Source organism: Pararhodobacter sp., assembly GCF_034676545.1.
In the GTDB taxonomy this organism is placed as follows: Bacteria; Pseudomonadota; Alphaproteobacteria; order Rhodobacterales; family Rhodobacteraceae; genus Pararhodobacter.
Genome location: NZ_JAUCBZ010000015.1, coordinates 305926 through 326696, shown reverse-complemented (window position 1 = coordinate 326696; position 20771 = coordinate 305926). Strand labels below are relative to the sequence as shown.

Here is a 20771-nt window from a genome sequence, read left to right as displayed (position 1 = left end):
AACCCATGAAACTACTAGTCTTTACTGCGCTAATTCTGACTTTGGCGTCGCCTACCTTGGCATGCGAGACCGTCACATCCGGCGAGATGGCCATCGAAAACGCTTGGTCTCGCGCGACAATCGGCGCCAACCGCCCCGCTGTGTTCTATGTGGCGATTACCAATGCCGGGAGTTTCGATGACGCCCTTATCGGGATCGCGACCCCCGCGGCCAGCATGCCGATGCTGCACCAAACCGTGGTTAACGAAGGCATAGCCTCTATGCCGCATGCCATGTCCATTCCCATTGCCGCAGGTCAGTCTGTTCAACTCGCGCCCGGTGGCTACCATGGGATGCTGATGGGTCTGACGGAGGCGCTGAAAGTAGGCGGCAATTTCCCCATGACCCTGACGTTTCAGAACGCCGGCGACGTCACGATCAATGTCGAGGTGCTGTCTATCCGAGCGGAGGGGCCAGATTGCGAAACCGACGGGCAGTAATCCTTGGCCTTGGCGGCGTGGCGGGCGCAATAGCGTTCACGCTCGGCCTTGGTTGGTGGCGAACCCGCAACCGCAGCCAGTCGGGCGCAGATCTGTTGCCATTGCCCATTGCAGATATGTCTTTCAGTTTGACCGACCAACGCGGCAACATGGTGCGCCCGGAGGACTGGATCGGGCGGCCGACGATGGTGTTCTTTGGTTTTACCTGGTGCCCGGACGTATGCCCGACCACGTTGAGCGATATCTCTGGCTGGCTGGAAGAGCTTGGCACCGATGCCGACCGGCTGAATGTTGCGATGATCACCGTCGATCCAGAGCGAGACGCGCCGGAGGTGCTTGGCGACTACCTGTCGCCTTTCGATCCCCGCATTATCGGCCTTACCGGCACTCTGGACGAGATTGAACGCGCGGCATCAGGCTTTCGCGCCCGGTTCGAAAAGTTGGCCCGCGATGACGACTACACCATGAACCACACGGCCGGGGTTTTTCTTTTCCGGTCGGACGGTGAGTTTGCGAGCATCATCGATTATCATGAGGACCGGCGTTTCGCGGTGCCGAAGATTCGTAGAGCGATAGGCTGATGATTTGACCGTAACCGAACAAAATATCACCGAAAACACGTGAACAGGAAAAAGTCATGACACACACATACAAGCTTTCCCGCAGATCCATGATGTCGTCCAGCCTTGCCATGCTGGCAGCCTCGGCCGCGCCCGGTTGGGCTCAGGTTCCTGCAATCCATGTCGTCAAGGGAACCGGATGCGGATGCTGCAACGCCTGGGTCGCCTATCTGCGCGAAGAAGGATTCAGCGTCACCGACGAGGAACGCTACGGCGCTCTTTTGACGGCCTTCAAATCCGAAGTCGGCGTTCCGCCACGGATGATTTCCTGCCATACCGGCATGGTCGATGGTTATGTGCTCGAAGGGCACGTCCCAGCTACGGAGATCCGCCGCCTGCTCGAGGAGCGCCCCGATGTCATTGGGCTTGCCGTGCCAGGAATGCCGTATGGGTCACCCGGGATGGGGCCGGAAGAGGAGCGCGAAGCCTACGAAGTGCTCCTCATCAACTATGACGGGACTGGTGAGGTGTTCGCCAATTACGAGCAGTTGGGATGACTGCGCTCGTCGACCGTCAATAATAGGTCTCAATGTACACCTTCGAGCAATCGTAGGCGACCGCCGCTGGGTAGGCCAATTGCTGATGAAATTGAGCGAAGTCAAAAGCCGCGTCGCGACGGGGATATCGGTGTCGAGCGAAGTCTCGATCAACGCCCCGATCATCTTCTAGACTGGGCGAACGCCGATCTAGCCTTTGTTCGGTGGGCCCGGAAGGGTCGGGGTGAAGTGTTGGCGACAGGATTGCTGGCCCCCGATTGGTGAGCGTCGTTGCTCCTACGCCGCCAGACTGAAGATTCTCCATGTTGCTAACCGCTGAGTAGCCGAACGGCAGGAAGACACGCACTGCGGTCATACGATGGGTGGGAATGCTGCACGATGCAGGGATGGCCGTTTTGGTGAAGCTGCATAGCCGTGATCCCGGATGAAGTGAACGACAGATCTGGGCCGGAAGCGATGGTGTTCATGAAGCCGTTGACTGGCTTACATCAACACCACATCAACCCGCGAGTGCCTGTTTCGCACCGAGTTTGCTGCCCAATTTCGCTGAAAGTAGACCGATCCGATCAAGGAAAACTGGCGAAATCAAAGGCTTACTGCGTAAGTTGTTGAATTTTCTAAGCAATTGGAATCGCTGCGATTTTGGCTCATAACCTGAAGGTCGTAGGTTCAAATCCTACCCCCGCAACCAAAATCATAAAACAAATCAAAGACTTAAAACCTGAGCGTTTCGCTTGTGTATATCCCCGCGCGTTTTACATCAACGCCACATCAACGTTTGACCAGCCCCCCCTGAAAAGCGCTAAGGGATGCACACTTCGTCAGGTTTGGTTTTCCCGGTGCGCTTGACGGGTTGAATGCTGCATCATTCGGTTGTCCTACCTTGAATGGAGGGCGCCTGGTGATGACTTCGGAAAGCTGGGGGCTGGGCAATTTCGGAAACGAGCGCCTGGCAAAAAGGGGGGTCTGCTGCTCGCGGGAATGGTGGCGCGCACGAGCATCATGCAACTCGTCCAGGCGCGCGATGGCCGATCCCAGCAAGACGCCAAGATCGCCTTCTCGCTTCCCGAAATCGAAACCCTCCACGCACGCCTGCCCGAACTCGAAGGCAAGACCGCGCTCCAGAAGAACCCTCATCCGCCGGAAACGCTTGCCTGGGCCGCGTGGATCATTGCAAAGCTCGGTGGATGGGATGGCTATCCAAAATCCAAACCGCCCGAGTCGGCCAAACGCGTCAACCGCAGGGCCGGTGCCGCTTCAGCCCACCACACCGATGCCTGCGACCTGTGGTGTCGTCAATCGCGCAAACGGGACACGACACCAAAGAAAACGGCCAGCCGCGAAAACACGGGGGATTGCCGGGGCGAGGCGTAACGGTGTTTAGGACAGAAACAAAACTGCCAATCGCCTAGATCCGATGGATCTTTAGCTTCGTTTTCAGATCGGTTTTGCAAAACGCATGTAAGAAGCAGGTTTGCTCAGAGATATCCAGCATCTCGCGCGCGACGTCATCACTTTCGCCGGTTTCCAAATAGACATGCGTTTCAAGAGGGTCGGCTTGCCCGGCTTTGCCCGTTCCGCCCGATGCGCCGCCCAATGAGAAATGGCTGTCTTGGACAATGCGGTAGTCGGCCAGGTCGAGGTTTAGCATTTTCACAAAGCGGCCAAATTGCGTCATGAAACAAAAGCCAATGCCCGCGCTGATATAGCTGTTGGCGTCTGGTGCGCGGCCAAGTCCGCCGTTGATTGGCGCTTCTTCGGACAAGAAATTGAACGAGGTGCCATGCGGTGTAGATTTCCACGCAGAAGTGAGCCGGATAGACGGATAATTTCCACTGAGATTTGAGCCATGTGACCCTTCCCCCAGCGCGATGCGCAACGGGGAGCAGCGGAGTGATACACATGGGACTTTTGAACATTATTCGACGGATGTCTTTGCGGGAGAAGCTATCGATCCGTGAGATTGCGCGTCGCACTGGATTGTCGCGCAATACGATTACAAAATATCTGAATGCGGGCACGATCGAGCCGCAGTTCGCGACACCGGAGCGGCAAAGCAAGCTCGATCCGTTCGCCGAGAAGCTTGCCGGTTGGCTGAAGACGGAGGCGGCCAAGTCGCGCAAGCAGCGGCGAACGCTGAAGCAGCTGCATGCCGATCTGGTGGTGCTTGGCTTTGATGGGTCTTACGGTCGGGTCGCGGCTTTTGCGCGTGACTGGCGGGCAGATCGGCAGCGAGAGCAGCAGGCAACAGGGCGCGGCATCTTCGTGCCGCTGTCGTTTCGTCCGGGCGAGGCATTCCAGTTTGACTGGAGCGAGGATTTTGCCGTTTTGGGCGGCGAGCGCGTCAAGCTACAAGTCGCCCATATCAAGCTGTCGTATAGCCGGGCCTTTCTGGTTCGGGCGTATCTGCTGCAAACGCACGAGATGCTGTTCGACGCTCACTGCCACGGGTTCCGGGTCTTCGGCGGCGTTCCAGGGCGTGGAATTTACGACAATATGCGCACCGCTGTTGACCGCGTCGGTCGTGGGAAGGAGCGGCAGGTCAACATGCGCTTCCTCGCAATGGCCAACCATTACGTGTTCGAGCCAGCGTTCTGCAATCCTGCCGCCGGCTGGGAGAAGGGGCAGATCGAGAAGAATGTGCAGGATGCCAGGCACCGTCTGTGGCAACCCATGCCGGACTTCCCCGATCTCGCGGCCCTGAATGATTGGCTGGAACAGCGCTGTGTGGCGTTGTGGAATGAGATTCCTCATGCAGCACTGCCGGGGAATGTTGCTGACGTCTGGGCCGCAGAACACCCCGTGCTGATGCCATTGCCGCCCGCCTTCGATGGCTTTGTCGAGCATAGCAAACGGGTGTCCCCGACCTGCCTAATCAGCTTCGAGCGCAACCGCTACAGTGTTCCAGCGTCGTTTGCGAACCGGCCTGTGAGCTTGCGGGTTTATCCAGAGCGTTTGGTGGTCGCTGCCGAGGGTCAGATCCTGTGCGAGCATGTGCGGGTGATTGAGCGCAGCCACCAACTCCCGCCACGCACGATTTACGATTGGCGCCATTATCTGGCCGTCCTTCAGCGTAAGCCGGGTGCGCTCAGGAACGGCGCGCCCTTCGTGGAATTCCCTCCGGCCTTCAAGCGGCTGCAAGACCTTATGTTGCGCAAGCCTGGCGGTGACAGAGAGATGGTTGATATCTTGGCGCTGGTTCTGCATCACGACGAACAGGCCGTGCTCGTCGCCGTGGAAATGGCCTTGGCTGAGGGCGTGGCAACCAAAACTCACGTTCTGAACCTTCTGCACCGTCTTATTGACGGAAAGACGATTGGTGGGCCGGACATCGAAACACCACAGGCACTGGCTTTGCGCAGTGAGCCAAAGGCGAATGTCGAACGCTATGACGGCCTGCGGGCCCGGACCGCCGGAGGCCGCCATGCGTCATGATCCCGCCAGCGGTGCCATCATCATCATGCTGCGCAGTTTGAAGATGCATGGCATGGCCCAAGCCGTCACCGACCTCATGGAACAAGGCGCACCAGCCTTTGATGCTGCGGTGCCGATGCTCGCTCAATTGCTGAAGGCCGAAGTGGCCGAGCGGGAGGTCCGGTCCATTGCCTATCACATGAAGGCCGCTCGCTTCCCGGCTTACAAGGATCTGACCGCCTTCGACTTCGCGGCCAGTGAGATCAATGAGGCCACGGTGCGCCAACTTCATCGGGGCGAGTTCATGGACGGTGCCCAGAACGTTGTGCTGATCGGGGGCCCTGGGACTGGCAAAACGCATGTCGCGACAGCCCTTGGCGTGCAGGCTGTCGAGCATCACCGCCGCAAGGTTCGCTTCTTCTCGACCATCGAGCTCGTCAATACGCTCGAACAGGAGAAGGCCAAAGGCAAAGCCGGACAGCTTGCCGAAAGCCTCGTCCGCCTGGATCTCGTGATCCTCGACGAGCTCGGCTACCTGCCGTTCAGTGCATCAGGCGGTGCGCTGCTCTTCCATCTGCTCAGCAAACTTTACGAACGCACCAGCGTCGTCATCACCACAAACCTGAGCTTCAGCGAATGGGCCACCGTCTTCGGCGATCCCAAGATGACGACCGCACTCCTCGACCGCCTGACCCATCGTTGCCACATCCTCGAGACCGGCAACGACAGCTTCCGCTTCAAAACCAGTGCAGCCACCGCGGCGCAGAAAAAGAGGGAGGACAATCACGTATTGACCAAAGCCTGAAACCCGAAACATAACCTAGAGGTGGCTCACTTCTCGATGGAAAACCCGGCTCACTTCCGCGTGGAAATCTACAGATATACATAGCGGACAGACATTCGAGCACTGCCAGAAGCGATCGCTCCACCTCCTGTTCACTAATTTGATGAGCTTCTTTTGGGTGAACAAGACGATTGCGAATTTTTATTGATACAAGTAGCTCTGAGAACCAAGAACCCTTCGAGGCTTCCAGATCAGGCGAAAATCTCGCCAATAGAAACTCTATCCTGTCCTCCAGTCGGTAAAATTTCGACTTGTTGATCAGAATGAATTTTCCTTTTACGAGTGAAACCTCCTGCTCGGAGAGGAGGGATTTTTCTGAGATACTGAAGTCAGATGAGTTTGAAAAGCGGGAAGCGAGATAATTCAACTGCGCCTCCAAAAAGAAAAATGAATGCGTCAGCGCTGATCGAAGAAGTCTCTGCCTCTCAGATGGTGTGCCTGCAGACTTTGATTCTTCCAAAAATTTTTTTGCCGATATTAAAAGCTCATTGGAGTAGGCCTCAAATTCGCTCACCCGAGCTTCTCCCGCATAGCTTTAGCCCGCAAATTGGCTTGCTTGGCTTCGTACTCTTGAATTGCAAGCTCAATTCCACTTTTCGTTATGCCAGCCCCTTTTTCCGCCTGGAGCCAGAAAAGTTCGGCAAATCGGCCCCGCTCTTTGGGGTCTGAGCGATATCCAAGCCCACGATAGTTTGCAGGGTCTGTCGAGTGCCGACCGTTCACGAGCAAGTCTGCCCTCAAAGGATCCTTCGATCCACCCTTTTCAAAAAGCGCGTAGTGTCGTTTCAAACGTGGCGGGTTGTTCGACAAACAACCAGCAACAAAAGCCCAACCGGCCAATAGCGCCAAATTCTTAGCCTTGTGACGGAAGTCGGCTGGACCGCTGTACTTCCCTGATTTGCCGTCAAAGAATGCTTCCATCTGAGCAATTCTCAGCCCTGCAAACGCTTTACCGGCCGCTTGCAGGTCTTTGTCATCCCATAGATCTGGGTTCTTTTGCTTGGTATCTTTCCAAATTTTGGGGTCGCGCTTTCCCGCCTCAACGAGTTGCGGAGTCGTATCTCGGATGGAGAATTCCTTATCTGGCACTGCTTTACCAAGGTAGTAGTTGCAGATAAAAGATCGAGCTTCCTTCACGGTTATCGGATTGCCTCTCCCTGGCTTGTCGGCGAAGTCTTGCTTCCTTTCCAGCAAACCACATTTCTGACACCAATCGCGAAGCTCCGCTCCAGCGAGTGTCTCGTACATCCTGTCCAAAAGCTCTTTTGAAACTGAAATGTTTGTATTCGATATAATCTGAACATCAAGGCGCTGCTCGTTGTCGAGTTGAAGGTAAACCTTTACTCCATGCTCGATATCGACCCCTTGTTCCAAAGCCTCTTTGATTGCTTCGTAACGGTGTTGCCCACCAATAATTTTGAGAGGTTTCTGGTCCCCATCGATGAACTCGGCTACGATGTTGCTAAAGCGCCGCCCTTCCATTGCGTCATTTCGCATTTGCTCAAAGGCTGCGTGATCAGCTACTACATCTCGGTTGGCCCGATAGTCGGGTGATGCGTCAGCATCTAACGGCACATCGGTAGTTCCAAGGTCAGAAATTTTTGAGGCCGGTATGTGGCACTCTATAAAAACGGCTTGGGTCCTATGGTCCCTTAGGAGGGTTAGATTATTTCTCTCCAGAGGTGAGAAGTTTTTAACAAAGCTCTCAATATCATCAATGAAGTCGTCAGAGTTCAACCCGCTTTCAAAAACACGAACATCAAATTCATTAGTTTCTTTCATCGACCACACTCCAATCATCTGGCTTGCAGACAATCGCCTGCGGGGTAACGAGTTTCAAGTCGTTAAAATCTGGCCTGACTGCCAATACACAAAGGCAGACAGCATCTCGGGGTCGGAACCACATCTTGGTCAAGCACTGCCAACTTTTGTCCGCCAAACCATTATGCCCGATGCTGAAGTCGACCGGCAAACGGAGGCCACTCTGCAGCAGAGGGGCGCACCATGAAACGCTCTCAAAAGCCGAACGCGTGCTGGTTTAGAAGGAATCTAAAGCCAATAGGCCACCCCCATATTTGTGTGTTCAGCGAGGCTTTCCGTCTATGAGAATATCATCATAGAAGATACTTGCCAAACCTGCCGGCGTCTTGAAGCGAAGTCCCCAGTCAGGGCAAGCAATCAAGTGCTGTGCAACGTCCTCCAGAGATCGATAGAATACAGCGCTTCCTGACTCATTGTGACCATCTCCGGCCGGATGCACTCGATAGCCCCCCCTCTTGCCGAAGCGATCCACTTTAGTCCTCACGTCATCTGGAGCATACCAGTGTGGCTCCAAGGTGACGCCCTTCGAATCAACGGTTATTTTCGTCATGTCTGACTTCCTGCGCTCACCGGTCTGAAAAATCAAAGTTGTACTGTTGCAATTCATACCCGGGGAAGCGGATACCTATCAAGCAGTTGTAGCGTTGACTGATGCTCATCGACGGCGACCGCTAGGGCCTGGTCATTCCGCACTGCTGACCTTACGGTAATATTTGAGCATGACGGACAGAAGCGGAAGTCTGACTGGAGTGCAGCGACAGCCCGGTTCGTTCCGCACCGCGAACTTTGGCCGTCTACAAAATCCTGCGAGACGCAAGAATTACCGTTTTTGTGAAGCTGCGCCGCGGCGTGGTCATCCGTTCCCAAAGTTCGCTTTGGGCCGTTCGCTGCCCTAAACCTCACTCAACCACACCACCATACTTGGCCCTTGCCTGCGCCAGCTTCGCCGTGGTTTGCTCAGGTTTACGCTGCCAGTCCCGTACGATCTGGTCGGCGCTGCCCATGACGTACGCGCCGAGGCGGCTGTCGGGTACGTCGTTCAGCGCTGCACGCGACAGCATGCACCCGGCTATTTGTTTGAACAACATCTCATCGCGTTCTTCTTTGAGCAGCTTGGTAATGATCGCGGGGTCCACCATGCTTGCGAGGTCGTGCATATCTTCGGCCACGGCGTGACCAACCAGCGACCACAATGGGTGTACTGGCCAGCGTGCGCGGTTACTGTCGCCATTGGGCACGACATAGCGCACAGTACCGAGCGCTTCAGCCAAGATTTGAGGCAGTTTCTTGCGGAGGTCGGCCCACGTTGTCACCTCCCATTTGTCTTTGAGATGCCGCTTGAACGCGCGAATTTCAACCCGCCAGACAGCGCTTGCAGTACGCAACGACAGATCGAGCGGCGGGAGGCCTTTTGCTTCCAGCGCTGCATCCCAGATCGGCCACCAATACCCCTTGCCGGTCGCGAAGACTTCCGCGCGCTTGTCATACAGCACCACTTGCCGGTTTGGATTCTTGCCGATGGTGATACTCTCGACCCGACCAGAGCGGCCCACCACTTGCACCAGCGAATCCGAGATTTCTTTGACTGTGCTACGTGCATGCGAGATGAAATGCGCTCGGTCCGGGGCGAGGTCGGGCGCGAGAATATCGCAAGCCACATCAACGCGACCGATACTCTCTGTTCCGGGGACATAGGCCAGCCCCAGTTTGGCAAGCGTGTCCTCGATGCTGGCGCGTGTCTTGGTTAACCCATCCAAAGCAAGGGGCAATGCGCGGCATGAAACGCGTACGCCCCATTCGTCTGAATTGCCGCTCGGATGCTTGAAGAACCAGATTTCCCCTTGCGGGCCACTATAGCCGGTATCGCAACGATAAGCATAGCCACCCCGCGACCCAGTGGCTGCGACGGACATTTCAATGCCATTGTGCATAAAGTATCCGACAACCCCGTTTCCGGTTTCTGTCGTTTCTCTCGCTTCGCGCATCAAAGCGGCGAGGTCTTCACTTATGGTCAGGGGATAGGAGATATCGAGGCCATCGAAGCCTGTACGGATAAGGTGCATTTCAGAGGCTTTCACGTTGATGTATTTCTTGGGGGGGGGGGTGTTACAAGGACCCCCCCAAACTGGCGGCGTGCGTGCCGGTCGCTCCGCGACCGCCGCGCCCCGCCCGCCCGCCGCCAGCTTTTTGGGAAGCGCAGCACGGCAGCAAGCTCTGTGCAGTTTTGCGTTTAGTTCGCCGTAGTAACTGCATCACCGAACCTTGGTGGAGTCTGGGTTGGAAACCCGGATTTCCAGCCGAACCTCGATCACCAACTCCTTGGTGTCGGTGTCCATGGACATCTCACGATCATGCGAAACGGAGAGCGCGTCGCCTGCAACTAGCCCCATGATTACGACGCCTGCATCGTCGGCATGATCGCAAACGTTATCGTCATAGATCACAAGAAATTCGCTCAGCGATCTGGGCGGGAGAAAAGGATTGCGTGGTGCGTCAAACATGGCGAAGCCCTTTCGGTCCAGCACAGTTTGTGTGTTTGAACGAGATTACTGTGTCGTGATTGCTTTGCGATGTATGTGCCTTCCGACGGGCTTCAGCCCAGGCCATAACTTCATCGAGTTGATAGCGCACAGAGCGGCCAAGTTTATAGAAGCCCGGTCCATTGCCGGTAACGCGCCATTTCTGGATGGTGCGAACCGATTGGCAAAGCAATTCAGCAACCTTGCACTCGTCAATAAATGTGCCGGAGAAAGCGTCTTGGGTTTGGGCAATAGTGTCTCTCATTGTCTGTCCTCATTGCAGGTTTCAATGACGACGATCTACGCCTCAGACTTCTGGCAAATCTATTCAAACTGCTTGCGGTAATGCTCTGCAACTTGGGGGACTTCTTCCAAGTTGCTGAACGACATACCTTTTTCCCGCACCTTACGGGACGCCGTGGCGATCTGTTGTAGAGTCAGGGACGGTTCAACTACCCGCGCAATCCGAACGCTGAACTGCGCCGCATCCGTGATCGGGTCGCCGTTCGAAGCCCAATACAACTTGAAAGACCGACCGAGAACGCTCTCCCAGACCTGAAACCCAAAGTTCAGTAGATCGACCAAGGCTCCGATCTCGGGGCGTCCTTTGCGGCTTTCGGCTACCCTTTCACGCGCATAAGCCGCGCAATGGCCGAGAGCTGTCACAATTGTCGTTGCTTCGCTCAGAGGGATGCACCGGGACCCATCGCTGTCGGGGACTGTATACCCCAGTACCGCCGACGCCTCCGACTGCGTTATGCGCGGGAGGGGCATGTCCTTAAGTCGCTGCACGAAGCCCACTCGGATCAAGATCTCTATTGCGTCGGGAGCGAGAGTATCCAAGACAGTCGCGAGTGACTTTGCGGCCTTTTCGAGGTTTCGAAGGTCCTTCCGGACGCGCTCGAAATCGAGAGCCTCGAGACGAGCTTCGTCACTGAACGCATTGGCAGCGACTTCAAGAATCTGACCGATTTCGTCACGACTCGCGTGAGGAATGGCGAATTCGTCGCCGATCTGGTCGATCACCTTGGGCGTGTACACGACACGCTCAAGATGGCTGTTCCCAATGAGGCGCTGAAAGAACTCGATTTGCGCTTGCTCGTCCAAGGTTCTCAGTTTTCTACAACACGCAGGTTGGGCCGACCGGCTATGCCGTGACGCGCTTTGCGTCTTGCGCGGCGGCTCTGGCTTTGGCGGGTTTGGGGATGCGTAGCAAGCGCATGGCGTTCAGGATCACCACCAGCACCGAGAGTTGGTGCACCAGCATCCCGCCCGCCATGTGGACCCCGCCGGTATAGACGCCAATCAGCAGGCCGAAGACGGTCAGCACGGCAATGACAAGGTTCTGGCGCATGTTGCGCAGCGTGGCGCGCGAGATTTCCATCGCCTCGGCAATCTTGCCCAGATCATCGGTCATCAGCGCGATATCCGCCGTCTCGATGGCGATGTCGCTGCCGCTGGCGCCCATGGCGATGCTGATGTCAGCCGCCGCCAGGGCCGGTGCGTCGTTGATGCCGTCGCCGACCATGGCCACGCGGAAGCCCTCGGCCTGCATCGCCTTGATCCGGTCCAGCTTGTCGTCGGGCATCATCGCGGCGTGCACCTCGTCAACGCCGACGACCTTGGCGATCGCCTCGGCGGCGGGGCGTTGGTCGCCGGTCAGCATCACCACGCGGCTTACCCCCAGGGCATGCAGACGGTCGATCATCGGCCTGGCACTGGCGCGCGGCATATCGGCCAGCCCCAGCAGACCCACGACCTCGCCGTTGCGCGCCACGATCACCACGGTATGACCCAGCCCATGCAGGCGGGCAATCCCGGCTTTGGCCTCGGCGTTGAAGCCGATCTTGAGGTGATCGAACAGACGGTGGCTGCCGACAGCGATCTCAAGCCCGTCGTGGCGGGCAATCAGGCCCATGCCGGCGATTTCCTCCAGCGAGTCGGCGGTGGGCAAGGGGCCTTGCTTGCGTGCCGCCTCGATGATCGGGCGGCCCAGCGGGTGGGTCGATCCGGTCTCGGCAATGGCGGCCCAGAGCAGGACATCGGCCTCGGATTGACCCGCCAGAGCCACGACCTCGGCCAGACGCGGTTGACCTTCGGTCAGCGTGCCGGTTTTATCCAGCGCCAGCGCATTGATGCGCCCGGCGTTCTCCAGATGCTCGCCACCCTTGATCAGGATGCCGGAGCGCGCCGCACGACCGATCCCGGCCACCACCGAAACCGGGGTCGAGATAACCAGCGCACCGGGGCAACTGACAACCAGCAGGGTCAGGGCCAGTTCCACGTTGCGCGTAACCAGATAGCTGACGATTGCCAGCACGAACACGCCCGGCGTATACCAGCGGCCGAAATTTTCGATCATCCGCTGGGCGGGGGCCTTGGCCTCTTGCGCCTCTTCGACGCGGCTGATGATGCGGGCCAGCGTGGTGTCGGCACCAACGCCCGTAGCACGCAGATGCAGCAGGCCGTTCTCGGCCAGCGTTCCGGCAAAGACGCGCGATCCGGGGGATTTTTCGGCCGGGATCGGCTCGCCGGTGATGGAGGCTTCGTTGACCGCCGCCGTGCCCTCGATCACCTCGCCATCGACGGGCAGGCGCTGACCGGCGCGGACCAGAACCGTCTCGCCCAGTTGCACCTCATGCGCGCCTATCTCGATCGTCTCGCCACCGCGCAGCACGGTTGCGGTCACCGGGGCTGCGTCGATCAGCGCCTTGAGGGCACCGCGCGTGCGGCTCATGGTGCGGCTTTCCAGCCAGGCACCGAGCATGAACAGGAAGGTTACAGCGGCGGATTCCCAGTGGTTGTTGATGAACAGCGCGCCAATCGCGGCGACAATGACCAACAATTCGATGCTGAGTTGGCGCAAGCGCAGCGAGGACCAGGCCCGCAGCGCAATGTCATATCCGGCGAGAACCGCAGCGATGGTCATCAACGGTGCCCAAGGGGCCGCCTGCGCGAAGCCATACCACGCGACCAGCGCCACGGTGATGAACAGGCCACTGGCGATGGTCAGCCATTTGCGCCGCTCCGCCGGATGCCTGTAAATGTCGAGGATCGCGGAAAACATGGGGTCTCTCCTTTCAAAGTAAGCCCCACCGCCGGGGGCGATGGGGCGCGGGTAACGTGGGTGCGGGGTCAGAAGGCCGAGGGTTTGGCGGTATAGCCGGATTTGGCGATGGAATTTACCAGCGCGTCCACGTCACTGAGTGCCGGGTCATGATCGACCTCGATACGACCACTGGCGAACATCACCTCGGCCTTTGCCACGCCGGGCAAGGCCATCAGCGCCTTTTCGATCTTGGGCACGCAGGAGGGGCAGGAAAGCTCGTCGCTGCGCAGTTTCGTGCGGATGGTTGTCTCGGTCATGGCGAAATCCTTTCATCGGGTCATTGCATCTGCACTCAATATGGGTGCACACTCAGCGCACAGGGAGTGCCGAAAAAGGAAAGGTGGCCTTGCATGAATGCACAGCTTGCCAATTGGGACGACCTGCGGATATTTCTGGCCGTTGCGCGCGCGGGCAGCCTGTCAGGGGCGGCACGCCGTCTGGGGGTGAACCACTCCACCGTGTTCCGGCGGATCGCTGGCGTCGAGGATACGCTCGGCGTGCGGCTGTTCGAGCGGCTGCCGACCGGCTATGCGCTGACGCCGGCAGGCGAGGAAACCCTGCGCATTGTCGAGAGCATCGAGGCCGAAGTTGCGACGCTGGATCGCACCATCACCGGTCAGGATCTGCGCCTGAGCGGCACGGTGCGGCTGACGGCGGTTGATATGCTGGCGTTCTGGCTGCTGCCGGACCATCTGCGGGCGTTTCGCACCGCCTATCCGGGGATCGAGGTGGAAATCGTGGTCGGCAACGAGGCGCTCAACCTGTCGCGCCGCGAAACGGATATTGCGCTGCGCATCGGCAACACGCCGCCCGAAACGCTGGTCGGGCGGCGCGTCGGGCGGTTGGAGTTCGCGGTTTACGGATCGCCGGACTATTGCGCGGCCCACCCGTCGCGGGATCTGGCGCAGCACGACTGGATCGGCTTTGACAACGCACACGCGGCGTTGACCCGCCAGCTCGAGGCGCTGTTGCCCGGCGTGCGCCCGACTGTGCGGACGAATTCCGTGGCCTGCGCCGTGCGGCTGACCAAGGCCGGACTTGGCCTTGCGGTGCTGCCCTGCGCCATCGCCGACCACAAACACGATTTGACGCGCGTCGCCGCATTGCCTGAAACCTTCGGCCTCGATCTGTGGCTTCTGACCCACGAAGACCTGCGCCACACCGCCCGCATCCGCGCCGTGCTGGAGTTCCTGACACCGGCACTGAGCGCAAGCCTGGACGCCGTGCGGCAGTAATCCGGCATTTTGCCCGCGAGTAACCCGCGTTTTGTGCCGTTGACAGAAATTTGGGTGCTGCAACGGAGACGGGGATTGGTGATGAATCGCCGCAACTGGCCGTAACTGTGCACAGGGACAAGCGTGTTTGGGTTTGCCGCCGTGGCCCCTATCCCTTCGACGCGCCGCGCAAAAAGCGCGTTGGTCTGGTTGGGTGGCATTTTGCCCGATGACTTACCCCAACAAAGCCCAAATGCGGGTCACGCCGTCGATCTGCGCCGCAGCCTCGGTCATCGCACGGTTCGCCTGCGAGAAACGGTGTCCGGGGGGGCGAAATATCGCATGACTTTGGCCAAAGGGCCGCCTGAACAAAGTGGATGGTCGCAGCAAACAGTCGATAGCACGCAAAAGGCAACCGGTTTTGATTGCGTCTGTCACTGTGAGCCATAGCTGTTATAAACACTATCTCTTGGCGCGTAACCTCGCTAGACCAGCGACGATTTCAAAGGCGCGACCGCATAGACGAGAGGGGCATCATGGCCACGCAGTTCCACAAACACGATCTTCCGGATGATCTGGACCTTGGCGCGATTGTCGCCATTGATTGCGAAACCATGGGCCTGAACCCGCATCGCGACCGGCTGTGCCTGGTGCAATTGTCCAGCGGCGATGGCACCGCGCATCTGGTGCAGATCTCACAGGATCAAACCGAGGCCCCGAACCTGACCCGGTTGTTGGCGGACCCCAAGGTCCTGAAACTGTTCCACTTTGGCCGGTTCGACATTGCGGTGATGTATCATCGCTTTGGCGTTCTGGCGGCACCGGTCTGGTGCACCAAGATCGCCTCGAAACTGGTGCGGACCTATACCGACCGGCATGGCCTGAAATACCTGCTGTCAGAGATGCTGAATGTCGATATCTCCAAGATGCAGCAATCCAGCGATTGGGGCGCGGCGGATATCACCAATGCGCAGCGCGACTATGCGGCCTCGGATGTCCTGTACCTGCACCAGTTGCGCGAAAAGCTGAACTTCATGCTGGTCCGCGAGGGTCGTCAGGACATCGCGCAGGCGTGTTTTGATTTCCTGCCCCATCGTGCGGCACTGGATCTGGCGGGTTGGCCAGAGGTCGATCTCTTTTCGCATTGAGGGGGCGTCATGGTGGGTCTGAGCAGTCAACAGGCAGGGTATTCACGGCTCGTCGGGGTCTTGAAAATCGCGCTGCCGTTGACCGCTTTGATCCTGTTGTCGCTGGTCTTCCTGCTGGCCCGCACGATTGATCCGACCCAGGCGATTCCGATGGCCGACATTGACGTGCAAGAGCGCGCCCGCGACCCCCGCCTGTCCGGCGCGCGCTTTGCGGGTGTCACCGATGACGGGGCCGCGCTGACCATCATCACCGAAACCGCGCGTTCTGACCCGAATGCGACGCTGCTGCTGGAAGTGACCGGCCTGCGGCTGCGGATCGAAGGGCGCGAGGGCGAGGTCTTGTCCGCCCGCGCCGAGGGCGGAATCCTCGACCGGGGCACCGGACGCTTCGAAATGTCCGGCGGCCTCGAGGTTCAGGCAAGCCCGGGCTATGTCCTGACCACCGACGCGCTGTCGGGTTTGCTCGACTCGACGCTGGTTCAGGCCCCCGGTGCCATCAGCGGCCGCGCCCCGGCCGGTGAAATCAACGCCGGAAACTTGGTTATGCGCACTGATTCCGCACCCGGATCCGGTTATGTGCTTGTTTTCGGGGGCGGTGTGCGTTTGTTATATCAACCTGAGAATTGAGGAGCCCATCATGTCGCGCGCCCTATTGCGTCTTGCCTTTTGTCTGACCTTGGCCGCGCTGATCGGCGGCACCTCTGCCAACGCGCAGAATGTGCGTTTCAGCTTCGGCTCGTCGTTGCAACTGGACGGGAGCGCGCTGGAGATCACCGCCGACAACTTTGAAGTTGATCAGACCTCGGGCGCGTCAACCTTTTCCGGCAATGTGTTGGCGGTTCAGGGGCGTATGCGGATCTCTGCGCAATCGCTGCGGTTGGAATACGCGCCGGGCGCGCGCGCCGGGACGCAGCGTATCGGCTCGCTGACCGCGTCAGGGGGCGTCGCCATGGTCACCGACACCGAAGCGATCGAAGCACAACGCGCGGTGTATTCGATCGCCGATCAGCGGTTGGAAATGACCGGCGACGTGGTGTTGGTGCAAGGGATAAACCTGCTGTCCGGCGAACGCTTCATCGCCGATTTGCGCGCCGGCACCGGCAGCATGACCGGCCGCGTCCGGACCATCATCCGGATGGAATGACCCAGCATGATCGAACCCGCAGTGCAAAGCGGCGGACTGCAGGTTACGGACCTGCGGAAAAGCTACAAACGTCGTCAGGTGTTGCGCGGCATCGACCTGTCGTTGAACCGGGGCGAGGTGGTCGCGCTGTTGGGGCCGAATGGCTCGGGCAAAACCACGTGTTTCTATTGCGTGGCGGGGCTTGTTCCGGCCGATGGCGGGCAGGTCAGCATCGACGGCACCGATGTGTCCGGCTGGCCGATGTATCGGCGCGCCCGCAAGGGGATCGGTTATCTGCCGCAGGAAATGTCGATCTTTCGCGGCCTTTCCGTCGAGGACAATATCATGGCGATTCTGGAAATCGCCGTTCCGGATCGCGCGCAGCGTGCGGCCCGGCTTGAAGAACTGCTGGCCGAGTTTTCCATCACCCGATTGCGCAAATCTCCGGCGATGGCATTGTCCGGTGGCGAGCGTCGCCGAACCGAGATCGCGCGCTGTCTGGCCTCGGATCCGTCCTTTGTCCTGCTCGATGAGCCCTTCGCGGGGGTGGACCCGATTGCGGTTGCCGACATTCGCGCGTTGGTCTCGGACCTCACCGACCGTGGCCTTGGCGTGCTGATCACCGATCACAATGTGCGTGAGACGCTTGAGATCGTCGACCGGGCCTATATCCTGCATGATGGAAAAGTGTTGATGAGTGGCACACCCGACGAGGTGGTCGCCGACAAGGATGTGCGGCGCGTGTACTTGGGCGAGAGCTACCGCTGACGGGCTTGACCCGCCGATGATCTGCGATTGATGGCCCCAATGACCGCGAGGCCCGAATAACCCGATGGTCCTGAAAAACCGCCTTGAACTGCGCCTGCAGCAGCGTCTCGCGCTGACGCCCACGCTGCGCACACGGCTGTCGATCCTGCGCATGGGGCCGTTGGATCTGGCCGAGGAAATCGCGCGTGAGGCCGCGCGCAACCCGTTTTTGCGCCACGAGCCCCCCAGCCGCATGAGTGCCGCCGAGGCCTTGCCCGAGGCCGATCTCGCCGCGCCTGACCTTGGCTTCCAAGAGGATCTGCGCCGGCAACTCGCGTTGAAGCCGTTGTCGCCGATGATCGCCGCCTTGGCGGAATTTCTGGTGGGCGAATTGCGCGAGGACGGGTTTCTGGATGTCGAGCTGCGCATCCTCGCCGCCGAAATCGTGCAGCCCGAGGCGCTGCTTGAACAGGCCCTGGAGGTTCTGCAATCCTGTGAGCCGCCGGGTATCGGTGCGCGCACATTGCCCGAGTGTTTGCAGTTGCAACTGGTCGCGAAGGGGCTGGATGCCGGGGACGCCGCCGCGACCGTCTGGCAGCTACCCGCCTTCGCAAAACGGGACTGGCCGGTTCTGAAAGCCACGCTGGGCCTCGATGAAAACGCCCTGCGCGCCCGTGCCAACCTGCTGCGCGGGTTGTCGCCTCGTCCGGTGCCAGAGCGCCCCTTGAGCGAGGCTGCGCCGCTTCGCCCCGATCTGCGGCTGGAACGCTACAGCGACGGGCAATTTGCCATTGTCCCGCATATGTCCGCGCGTCCAACGGTGATGCTGGACATGGCAATGGTGCGCCGGGCGGAAACGGAAGGCTTTGCGCCGGACCTGTTGCTCCGCGCCAAAACCCTGATCGACGCGGTCGATCAACGCGGTGCCACGCTGGCGCGAATCGGCGAATGGCTGGTGCGGGCACAGGGGATGTTTTTCCTGCAGGGGCCCGAGGGGCTGGTCCCGGCCTCGCGCGCGGATTTGGCGGCAGAGCTGGACCTGCACCCCTCGACCATCAGCCGCGCGGTGTCGGGCAAGGCGATTGACGTCGATGGGCGGTTGTGGCCCTTGGCGATGTTCTTTTCCTCCGCGCTTTCCGGACCGCACGGGATGATCTCGTCTCGGGCGGTGAAAAAGCGCATTTCCGACCTGATTGCCGCCGAGGTCAAAGCCAAACCACTTTCCGATGAGACACTTGTCGAAAAACTGAGTGCGGAAGGAATTGACATCGCCCGTCGAACTGTCGCCAAATACAGACAAGGCCTGCGCATCCCTTCGTCGTCAGCGCGGCGCAAGCTGGCACATGCCAGAGGCACCGAAAAGCCGGGGGGATGATCCGCAACGACAGGTCGAGACTGCGGTAACACCCGTGGCCACGTTGGCCCAGGGCGTCCGTGACAAAAAGGAGAGGCCTATGCGGTATCAAATCAGCGGAAAACAAATCGACACTGGTGATGCTTTGAAAGAACACGTCGAGAAAGAACTCGACGCGATGCTGGAAAAGTATGCCCAGCGTCCAACCGACGCCTATGTCGTGTTTTCCCGGGATGCCCACAATCTTGTATGCGAAGCGACCGTACATCTATCTAGCGGGTTAACCGCTCAGGCCAAGGGCCGGGCAACAACCGACGTCTATGCAGCCTTTGATGCCTGCTGCGAGCGCATGGACAAGCAATTGCGCCGTTACAAGAGGCGCTTGAAGGACCATCACCGCGAGCGCACAGAGCCCGTTGAATTCGCTGGCGCGCCGTCGTATATCCTCGCCGCTGATGAGGGTTACGAAGGCGAAGAGCCAGAGTCACTGCAGCCGATGATCATTGCCGAGATGGAGACGCGCATTCCGTCGATCTCAGTCGGTGAGGCGGTCATGCAGATGGAACTGGCACATTCGGGTGTTCTGGTATTCCGTAACGAGCGTCACGGTCGGATCAACGTGGTTCACCGGCGCGACGATGGGAATATCGGCTGGATTGACCCAGAATAACAACGGTCAGGCCTTTGGCGTATTCACACGCCAGAGGCCACTCAAAGGCCAACAAGAGCAGGAGATCTGCATGGAACTGGCTGATTTGTTGACACCCGAAGCGATTCGGGTTTGCAACTCTGTTAAAAGCAAAAAGCGCCTGTTCCAAGACCTCGCGGAAACTGCAGCCGCCGCGTATCAAATCGATGAATTGCTGGCCATCGACGCTCTGCAAGAGCGCGAGAGCCTGGGCCCCACGGGCGTCGGCCACGGTGTCGCCCTGCCGCATGCCCGAATCGACGGAATCCACAGTGTTCGCGGCGTCTTCATCCGACTGGACCGGCCGATGGACTATGGCTCGGTGGATCGTGCGCCGGTTGATCTGATCTTTGCATTGTTCGCACCGGTTGATGCCGGCGTCGAACACCTGAAAGCCCTTGCCAGTGTGTCCCGCACCCTGCGCGACAGCGCGATTTGCGCCAAATTGCGCGCCAATGAGGACACCGACAAGCTCTATGCGATTCTCTGCGAGCGCCCGAATTCCAAGGCGGCGTGACAGGGCGAAACGATACCCCTAGAACGGCACCGGCGACCGGAAACTCACCGTCGCCCCGGTTCGCGGATGTCGCAACCGCAGTTCCTCGGCGTGCAGCATAAGCCGCGGATAGGCCGCCGCCGCGCCAGTCGCATACAACGGATCGCCCAGAATGGGATGCCCCATCGCCAGCATATGCACGCGCAGCTGATGGCTGCGTCCGGTCAGCGGCTTGAGCACCACGCGGCTGTTCTCGCCTTCATGGCGCAACAGCTTCCAGTCCGTCTGCGCCGCCCGGCCCGTCTCTTGGCACACCTTCTGACGCGGCCGGTTCGGCCAATCGACAATCAGCGGCAGATCAATCTGGCCCTTGTCCTCGGCTGGGTGCCCCGCCACGCAGGCCACATAGCGCTTATGCGTTTTGCGTTTCTCGAACTGCTGACCGATATGCACCTGCGCTTGCGGCGTCAGGGCAAAGATGATCACGCCAGAGGTATCCAGATCCAGCCGATGAATCAGCAGGATCTCGGGAAACTGCTCTCTGAGCCGCGCGATCAGGCAATCCGCGCGATCCTCGCCACGTCCGGGCACCGACAGCAACCCCGACGGCTTGTCTGCCACCAGAATATCATCATCAACATACAGGATAACCGGGGCGTCCTGCGGCGGGGTGTACACAAAGTCATTCATCCCGCCCG

General features: G+C 59.1%; 25 protein-coding genes. 14 read left to right on the top strand and 11 right to left on the bottom strand.

The window, feature by feature from the left end; all coding sequences use genetic code 11:
• The first annotated feature begins 5 nt into the window (after positions 1-5).
• The 4 genes from VDQ28_RS04920 to VDQ28_RS04905 all read left to right on the top strand — a co-directional run bounded on the left by VDQ28_RS04920 (position 6) and on the right by VDQ28_RS04905 (position 2970).
• Positions 6-479 (top strand): copper chaperone PCu(A)C, encoded by a 474-nt coding sequence (locus VDQ28_RS04920; protein ID WP_323034879.1) that lies wholly within the window; start codon positions 6-8, stop codon positions 477-479.
• Entirely contained in the window at positions 458-1060 is a 603-nt protein-coding gene (locus tag VDQ28_RS04915) for an SCO family protein (RefSeq protein ID WP_207013208.1), read from the top strand. The genes VDQ28_RS04920 and VDQ28_RS04915 overlap by 22 nt, the downstream gene beginning before the upstream one ends.
• Before the next feature lie 56 nt (positions 1061-1116).
• The gene (locus VDQ28_RS04910; protein ID WP_416349355.1) at positions 1117-1596 is read left to right on the top strand and encodes a DUF411 domain-containing protein; all 480 of its coding nucleotides are present in this window, start codon (positions 1117-1119) and stop codon (positions 1594-1596) included.
• Positions 1597-2577: 981 nt separating this feature from the next.
• The gene (locus VDQ28_RS04905; protein WP_323034878.1) at positions 2578-2970 is read left to right on the top strand and encodes a hypothetical protein; all 393 of its coding nucleotides are present in this window, start codon (positions 2578-2580) and stop codon (positions 2968-2970) included.
• A gap of 34 nt (positions 2971-3004) precedes the next feature.
• Here the strand turns inward: VDQ28_RS04905 and VDQ28_RS04900 are convergent, their stop codons facing one another.
• The gene (locus tag VDQ28_RS04900; protein WP_323034877.1) at positions 3005-3475 is read right to left on the bottom strand and encodes an OsmC family protein; all 471 of its coding nucleotides are present in this window, start codon (positions 3473-3475) and stop codon (positions 3005-3007) included.
• 23 nt (positions 3476-3498) lie between these two features.
• Between VDQ28_RS04900 and istA the strand changes: the two genes are divergently transcribed.
• Together istA and istB are read left to right on the top strand one after the other, a co-directional pair.
• Complete coding sequence (istA, locus tag VDQ28_RS04895) at positions 3499-5031, top strand: IS21 family transposase (RefSeq protein ID WP_323034837.1); 1533 nt, start codon at positions 3499-3501, stop codon at positions 5029-5031.
• Complete coding sequence (gene istB, locus VDQ28_RS04890) at positions 5021-5815, top strand: IS21-like element helper ATPase IstB (protein WP_323034836.1); 795 nt, start codon at positions 5021-5023, stop codon at positions 5813-5815. Before istA ends, istB begins: the two co-directional genes overlap by 11 nt.
• On the opposite strand, the gene VDQ28_RS04885 is transcribed toward istB, so the two are convergent.
• The 9 genes from VDQ28_RS04885 to VDQ28_RS04845 form a co-directional block, all read right to left on the bottom strand.
• Positions 5748-6368 carry a hypothetical protein gene (locus tag VDQ28_RS04885; protein WP_323034876.1) on the bottom strand — a complete coding sequence of 207 codons (621 nt, stop codon included), beginning with the start codon at positions 6366-6368 and terminating at the stop codon, positions 5748-5750. The genes istB and VDQ28_RS04885 overlap by 68 nt on opposite strands.
• On the bottom strand, positions 6365-7636 hold the full coding sequence (locus VDQ28_RS04880; RefSeq protein WP_323034875.1) for a hypothetical protein: 1272 nt from the start codon (positions 7634-7636) through the stop codon (positions 6365-6367). Before VDQ28_RS04880 ends, VDQ28_RS04885 begins: the two co-directional genes overlap by 4 nt.
• 301 nt (positions 7637-7937) lie before the next feature.
• Positions 7938-8225, bottom strand: a complete 288-nt coding sequence (locus VDQ28_RS04875; protein ID WP_323034874.1) for a hypothetical protein — start codon at positions 8223-8225, stop codon at positions 7938-7940.
• 349 nt (positions 8226-8574) lie between these two features.
• Positions 8575-9753, bottom strand: coding sequence for a hypothetical protein (locus tag VDQ28_RS04870; protein ID WP_323034873.1), 1179 nt, complete (start codon positions 9751-9753; stop codon positions 8575-8577).
• Positions 9754-9927: 174 nt separating this feature from the next.
• Positions 9928-10176, bottom strand: coding sequence for a hypothetical protein (locus tag VDQ28_RS04865; protein ID WP_323034872.1), 249 nt, complete (start codon positions 10174-10176; stop codon positions 9928-9930).
• A complete protein-coding gene (locus tag VDQ28_RS04860) occupies positions 10169-10459 on the bottom strand; it encodes a helix-turn-helix domain-containing protein (RefSeq protein ID WP_323034871.1) in 291 nt (96 codons plus the stop codon). Before VDQ28_RS04860 ends, VDQ28_RS04865 begins: the two co-directional genes overlap by 8 nt.
• Before the next feature lie 59 nt (positions 10460-10518).
• The gene (locus VDQ28_RS04855) at positions 10519-11301 is read right to left on the bottom strand and encodes a hypothetical protein (RefSeq protein WP_323034870.1); all 783 of its coding nucleotides are present in this window, start codon (positions 11299-11301) and stop codon (positions 10519-10521) included.
• Positions 11302-11341: 40 nt separating this feature from the next.
• On the bottom strand, positions 11342-13261 hold the full coding sequence (locus tag VDQ28_RS04850; protein WP_323034869.1) for a cation-translocating P-type ATPase: 1920 nt from the start codon (positions 13259-13261) through the stop codon (positions 11342-11344).
• A gap of 68 nt (positions 13262-13329) precedes the next feature.
• Positions 13330-13560, bottom strand: a complete 231-nt coding sequence (locus VDQ28_RS04845; RefSeq protein WP_323034868.1) for a heavy-metal-associated domain-containing protein — start codon at positions 13558-13560, stop codon at positions 13330-13332.
• 93 nt (positions 13561-13653) lie between these two features.
• Between VDQ28_RS04845 and VDQ28_RS04840 the strand changes: the two genes are divergently transcribed.
• From VDQ28_RS04840 to VDQ28_RS04805, 8 genes are all read left to right on the top strand, one after another.
• Positions 13654-14538 (top strand): LysR family transcriptional regulator, encoded by an 885-nt coding sequence (locus VDQ28_RS04840; RefSeq protein ID WP_323034867.1) that lies wholly within the window; start codon positions 13654-13656, stop codon positions 14536-14538.
• A gap of 515 nt (positions 14539-15053) precedes the next feature.
• Positions 15054-15665 carry a ribonuclease D gene (locus VDQ28_RS04835; RefSeq protein WP_323034866.1) on the top strand — a complete coding sequence of 204 codons (612 nt, stop codon included), beginning with the start codon at positions 15054-15056 and terminating at the stop codon, positions 15663-15665.
• Between the two features lie 9 nt (positions 15666-15674).
• Positions 15675-16292, top strand: a complete 618-nt coding sequence (locus VDQ28_RS04830) for a hypothetical protein (RefSeq protein ID WP_323034865.1) — start codon at positions 15675-15677, stop codon at positions 16290-16292.
• A gap of 10 nt (positions 16293-16302) precedes the next feature.
• Complete coding sequence (locus VDQ28_RS04825) at positions 16303-16809, top strand: LptA/OstA family protein (protein ID WP_323034864.1); 507 nt, start codon at positions 16303-16305, stop codon at positions 16807-16809.
• Positions 16810-16815: 6 nt separating this feature from the next.
• Positions 16816-17556, top strand: coding sequence for an LPS export ABC transporter ATP-binding protein (gene lptB, locus VDQ28_RS04820; RefSeq protein ID WP_323034863.1), 741 nt, complete (start codon positions 16816-16818; stop codon positions 17554-17556).
• A 64-nt stretch (positions 17557-17620) separates the two neighbouring features.
• The gene (rpoN, locus tag VDQ28_RS04815; protein ID WP_323034862.1) at positions 17621-18910 is read left to right on the top strand and encodes an RNA polymerase factor sigma-54; all 1290 of its coding nucleotides are present in this window, start codon (positions 17621-17623) and stop codon (positions 18908-18910) included.
• A 79-nt stretch (positions 18911-18989) separates the two neighbouring features.
• Positions 18990-19559 (top strand): ribosome hibernation-promoting factor, HPF/YfiA family, encoded by a 570-nt coding sequence (hpf, locus tag VDQ28_RS04810; protein ID WP_323034861.1) that lies wholly within the window; start codon positions 18990-18992, stop codon positions 19557-19559.
• 70 nt (positions 19560-19629) lie between these two features.
• On the top strand, positions 19630-20094 hold the full coding sequence (locus VDQ28_RS04805) for a PTS sugar transporter subunit IIA (protein ID WP_323034860.1): 465 nt from the start codon (positions 19630-19632) through the stop codon (positions 20092-20094).
• Positions 20095-20112: 18 nt separating this feature from the next.
• Here VDQ28_RS04805 and VDQ28_RS04800 read toward each other — a convergent pair whose 3' ends face one another.
• Positions 20113-20763, bottom strand: coding sequence for a pseudouridine synthase (locus VDQ28_RS04800; RefSeq protein WP_323034859.1), 651 nt, complete (start codon positions 20761-20763; stop codon positions 20113-20115).
• Between the last annotated feature and the right edge of the window lie 8 nt (positions 20764-20771).